General features: G+C 69.7%; 1 protein-coding gene. It reads left to right on the top strand.

Annotated features, from left to right (window positions below):
• Positions 1–18: 18 nt before the first annotated feature.
• A partial coding sequence (locus ACFVZW_RS36595; protein WP_384530849.1) for an amino acid adenylation domain-containing protein occupies positions 19–5,714 on the top strand: 5,696 nt, incomplete at its 3' end.

Here is a 5,714-nt window from a genome sequence, read left to right as displayed (position 1 = left end):
CAGGAGGAGATCCTGTGCATGGCGTTCGCCGAGGTCCTCGGTCTTGCCGAGGTCGGCGTCGACGACGACTTCTTCGAGCTGGGCGGCCACTCGCTCCTCGCGGTGCGCCTGGTCAGCCGGATCCGCGCGGTCCTGGGCGTCGAGGTCGAGATCCGCGCGCTCTTCGAAGCCCCGACGGTGGCCGGTCTCGCGACCGGTCTGGCCGGCGCCGCAGAGGCGCGGCTGGCCCTGACGGCCGGTGGGCGCCCGGAGCGGATCCCGCTCTCGTTCGCCCAGCGCCGCCTGTGGTTCATCGGCCAGCTGGAGGGGCCGAACGCGGCCTACAACGTCCCGGTGACCCTGCGCCTCGGCGGCGACGTGGACCGGGAGGCACTGGAAGCAGCGCTGCGGGACGTGATCGGGCGGCACGAGGTGCTGCGGACCGTCTTCGAGGTCGCCGACGGCGAGCCGTACCAGCGGATCATCGGCACCGACGAACTGGAGTGGAGCCTGCCCCTGGTCGAGGTGGCACCGGAGGAGCTGCCGGGCGCGATCGCCGCGGCGGCCGGCCATGCCTTCGACCTCGCGGTCGACATCCCCTTCCGCGCCTGGCTGTTCGACTCCGGAGCCGACGAGCACGTGCTCGTCGTAACGATGCATCACATCGCCAGCGACGGTTGGTCGAAGCGCCCGCTGGCGCGTGACCTGTCGGCCGCGTATGCGGCGCGCCGGCGGGGCCGGGCGCCCGAGTGGGAGCCGCTGCCGGTCCAGTACGCGGATTACGCGCTGTGGCAGCGGGAGCTGTTGGGCGAGGAGTCCGACGAGGACAGCCTGCTCACGCGTCAGGTCGCCTACTGGCGGGAGGCGTTGGAAGGGGTGCCGGAGGAGCTGGAGCTGCCGGCGGACCGGGTGCGGCCTGTGGTGCCGTCGCATCTAGGGCACAACATTCCGCTGACCGTTCCGGCGGAGGTGCACGGGCGGCTCGTCGAGGTGGCGCGTGCCGAGGGCGTGACCACGTTCATGGTGCTGCAGGCCGCGCTGGCGATGCTGCTCTCGAAGCTGGGAGCGGGGACCGACATCCCGATCGGCTCGGCGAACGCGGGCCGTACGGACGAGGCGCTGGACGACCTCGTCGGCTTCTTCATCAACTCCCTCGTACTGCGAACGGACGTGTCGGGCGACCCGACCTTCCGTGACGTCCTCCGACGCGTCCGCGAGACGAGCCTGTCCGCGTTCGCGCACCAGGACGTTCCCTTCGAGCGGCTTGTCGAGGAGCTGGCGCCGAGCCGGTCCATGGCCCGGCACCCCTTGTTCCAGGTGATGCTCCAGGTGCAGAACAACGCCGAGGCCGTCCTCGACCTGCAAGGCGTGCGGATCGGGGGCGTCGCGGCCGGCGCGTCGGTGGCGAAGTTCGATCTGGATGTGTCGGTGTCGGAGGTGTTCGACGATGCCGGTGCGCCGGCGGGGCTGCGTGGTTCGGTGGTGGCGTCGGCGGATCTGTTCGACGTGGAGACGGCCGAGCGCATCGTGGCCCGCTGGGCCCGGGCGATCGAGCTGCTGGTCACGGCCCCGCAGTCCCGGCTGAGCGCTGTCGAGGTCCTGGACGAGAGTGAGCGGCGGCTCCTGGCGGAGTGGAACGACACTGCTGTCTCGGTGGGTGCGGGGTCGTTGCCGGAGTTGTTTGCGGTGCAGGTGGTTCGTGCGCCGGATGCGGTTGCGGTGGTGGCGGGTGAGGTGTCGCTGTCGTATGCGGAGTTGGATGCGCGGGCGAATCGTTTGGCGCGGCTTCTTCGGGCTCGGGGTGTTGGTTCCGAGTCGGTGGTGGGGGTGTGTCTGGAGCGGGGTGCGGATCTGATTGTCGCGCTGCTTGCGGTGTTGAAGTCCGGTGGTGCTTATCTTCCGGTGGATCCGGAGTATCCGGCGGAGCGGATCGCGTACATGGTCCAGGACGCGGCGCCCGCGGTGGTGGTCGCCTCCGCCGGGACCGCCGACGTGCTGGCCGCGACGGGCGCGGCTGTGGTCCTCCTGGACGGCGCGGACACAGTGGCAGCGTTGGCGGGTCTTGATGGCAGTGCGCTGGATGTGGTGGTGCTGCCTGAGCATCCGGCGTATGTGATCTATACGTCGGGGTCGACGGGCCGTCCGAAGGGCGTGATGGTCCCGCATCGGGGTGCGGTGAGCCTGTGTGAGGGCCATGGCCGGACGGTGTTCGCGACGGGTGGGGAGCCGCTGCGGGTCGCGTTGACGACGTCGGTGTCGTTCGACGCGTCGTGGGACCAGCTGGCGGCTCTGTTCACGGGTCATGAGCTGCACGTGGTGGATGGGGAGACGTGGCTGGACGCGGCGCGTCTGGTGGCGTGGATGCATGCGTCCCGTGTCGACTTCGCCGAAGTCACGCCCTCATACCTTCAGGTACTCGTGGATGAGGGCCTGTTCGAGGGGGCGCGGTACCCGTCGCGTATCGGCGTGGGCGGTGAGGCCGTTCCGGCGGGTCTGTGGGAGCGGTTGCGTTCGCTGGAGGGTGTGGAGGGCTTCAACCTCTACGGTCCGACCGAGGCGACGGTCGACACCACGATCGCCCGGCTCTCGGACTCGGCCGAGGTCGTCGTCGGTCGTCCTGTGGCCAACGCCCGCGTCCACGTTCTCGACGGCACTTTGTCTCCGGTTCCTGCGGGTGTCTCGGGTGAGTTGTATGTCGCGGGTGCGGGTGTGGCCCGGGGATATCTGGGGCGTCCGGGGCTGACGGGTGAGCGGTTCGTCGCCGACCCGTTCTCCAGTACGGGTGGTCGTCTTTACCGCACGGGTGACATCGTGCGGTGGTCGCGGGACGGTCAGGTGGAGTACCTGGGCCGGGCCGACGAGCAGGTCAAGATCCGTGGTTTCCGGATCGAGCTGGGCGAAGTGCAGTCCGCGATCGCGGAACATCCACTGGTGGCTCAGGCTGCCGTGGTGGCTCGTGAGGACACCCCGGGGGGCAAGCGCCTGGTCGCCTACGTCGTGCCGGCCGCGGACGGCGTCGCCGAGGAACTGCCGCGCATCCTGACCGCTGTGGCCGGCGACCGGCTGCCGTCCTACATGGTTCCGTCCGCGATCGTCGTCCTGGACGCGCTGCCGCTGACCGCCAACGGCAAGCTGGACCGCAAGGCCCTGCCCGCCCCCGAGTACCTGACCGGAAGCGGCATGCGGGTTCCGGTCACGCTTCAGGAAGAGCTGCTGTGTGGAGCCTTCGCCGAGGTCCTGGGCCTTGCGGAGGTGGGCGTGGACGACGACTTCTTCGCTCTGGGCGGCCACTCACTCCTCGCCGTTCGTCTGATCAGCCGGGTGCGCACCCTCCTGGGTGTGGAGGTCCCGCTGCGGGCCCTGTTCGAGACCCCGACGGTCGCCGGTCTCGCCGGCGGTCTGACCGCCGCCGGGCAGGCGCGGCCGACGCTCACGGCCGGTGAACGGCCGGAACGGGTGCCGCTCTCCTTCGCCCAGCAACGCCTCTGGTTCATCAACCAGTTGGAGGGTCCGAGCTCGGCGTACAACATCCCGTTCGCTCTGCGGATGGCGCATGACATCGACCGTGATGCGCTCGGTCTCGCCTTCCGCGATGTGATCGAGCGGCACGAGGTGCTGCGGACCGTCTTCCGGACGACCGAGAGCGGCGAGCCGTACCAGGACGTCATGGAACTCGCGTACCTCGATTGGAAGGTGGAGGTCGTCGAGGTGGCACACGGGGAGCTCGACGCCGCCGTGGCGGAGGCGGAGGCATACGCCTTCGACCTCGCGGCCGAGGCGCCGATCCGGGCCACGCTCTTCGAGGCCGGACCCGACGAGCGCGTGCTGGCCGTGGTGCTCCACCACATCGCGGGCGACGGCTGGTCGACGGCCCCGCTGGCTCGGGACCTTTCCACGGCCTACGCCGCACGGAGCGCGGGCCAGGCCCCGGAGTGGGAGCCGCTGCCGGTCCAGTACGCCGACTACGCGCTCTGGCAGCGCGAGCTGCTCGGCGACGAGTCGGATCCCGAGAGCGTGATGGCCACTCAGATGGCTTACTGGCATGAGGCGCTGGCTGATGTGCCGGAGGAGCTGGCGTTGCCCTTCGACAGGTCGCGGCCGGCTGTCGCGTCCCACGTCGGTATCCGCGTGCCCGTGGAGATCCCGACCGAGGTGCATGCGCGACTCGTGGAGGTGGCCCGGACAGAGGGCGTGACTCCCTTCATGGTCCTGCAGGCGGCGCTGGCGATGCTGCTGTCGCGGCTGGGGGCGGGTACCGACATTCCGATCGGTTCGGCGAACGCGGGCCGTACGGATGAGGCGCTGGATGATCTGGTCGGCTTCTTCATCAACACCCTGGTGGTACGGACGGATCTGTCGGGGGACCCGACGTTCCGCGAGGTCCTGGGCCGGGTGCGGGAGACGAGTCTCTCCGCCCTGGCGCACCAGGAGGTGCCGTTCGAGCGGCTCGTGGAGGAGCTGGCGCCGACGCGGTCGATGGCCCGGCACCCGTTGTTCCAGGTCCAGTTGGACCTCCAGAACAACGCCGAGGCCGTCCTCGACCTCCCCGGGGTGGAAGGGGGCGGCGCATTCTCGGACAGCGCCGCGGCGAAGTTCGACGTCGAGTTCCGGCTCACCGAGACATACGACGAGCAGGGTGCACCGGCCGGGGTGTGGGGCCAGGTGGTCGCGGCGGCTGATCTGTTCGACCGGGAGACGGTCGAGGGCTTGGGTGAGCGCCTGGTTCGGGTGCTGGGACTTTTGGTCACCGACACCCGTACCCGGCTGAGTGCTCTCCAGGTCCTCGGGGACGTCGAGCGGCGTCGGGTGTTGGTGGAGTGGAATGACACGGCTGCCGATCTGGGGTCGGTGTTGGTGCCGGGGTTGTTTGCGGCGCAGGTGGTGCGGACGCCGGATGCGGTGGCTGTGGTCGGGGGCGGCGAATCGGTCTCGTATGCGGAGCTGGACGCCCGTGCGAACCGGCTGGCCCATTACCTGGTCGGTCAGGGGGTGGGTGCGGAGTCGGTGGTGGGTCTCGGTCTGCCGCGTGGTGTCGATGCGGTGGTGGCGGTTCTCGCGGTGTGGAAGGCGGGGGCTGGGTATCTGCCGATTGATCCGGAGTATCCGGCTGAGCGGATCGGGTTCATGCTGTCCGATTCGGGTGCGGTGTTGACGCTGACGACCGAGGAGATCCTTGATGATCTTCCGGCCGGTCGGAACCGGTTCGTGGCCCTGGACAGCGCGCTGGTCCGGATGCAGCTGGCGGCCGCGTCAGCAGAGCGGCCGGCCGTGGATGTGGACCCGCAGTCGCTCGCGTACGTCATCTACACCTCGGGTTCCACCGGCCGGCCGAAGGGTGTGGCTGTCACTCATGGTGGTCTGGCGAACTATGCGGCCTGGGCCGCCGATGCGTATGGGATGAGTGGTGGCGGGGGTGCTCCGCTGCATTCGTCGCTGGCTTTCGATCTGACGGTGACCAGTGTTCTGGTGCCGCTGGTGTCCGGTTCGACAGTGGTGGCGAGTGAGGCGGGCGGCGCCGAGGGGCTGGCCGAGCTGATCCGCGAGTCCGGCGGTTTCGGTCTGGCGAAGGCAGTCCCCGCCCACCTGCCGCTCCTGGCGGAGATGCTCACTGCGGAGCAGGCTGGTTCGGCGTCTCGTGTGTGGGTTGTGGGTGGTGAGGCTCTGCCCGGTGTGGTGGTTCGTGACTGGCTGTCGCGGGCTCCGGGGTCGGTGGTCGTGAATGAGTACGGGCCGAC

The sequence above is a fragment of the Streptomyces sp. NPDC059567 genome (assembly GCF_042735655.1).
Lineage (GTDB): Bacteria > Actinomycetota > Actinomycetes > Streptomycetales > Streptomycetaceae > Streptomyces.
The sequence above is the reverse complement of the archived record's forward strand: the minus strand, read 5'-3'. Positions and strand labels throughout refer to the sequence as shown.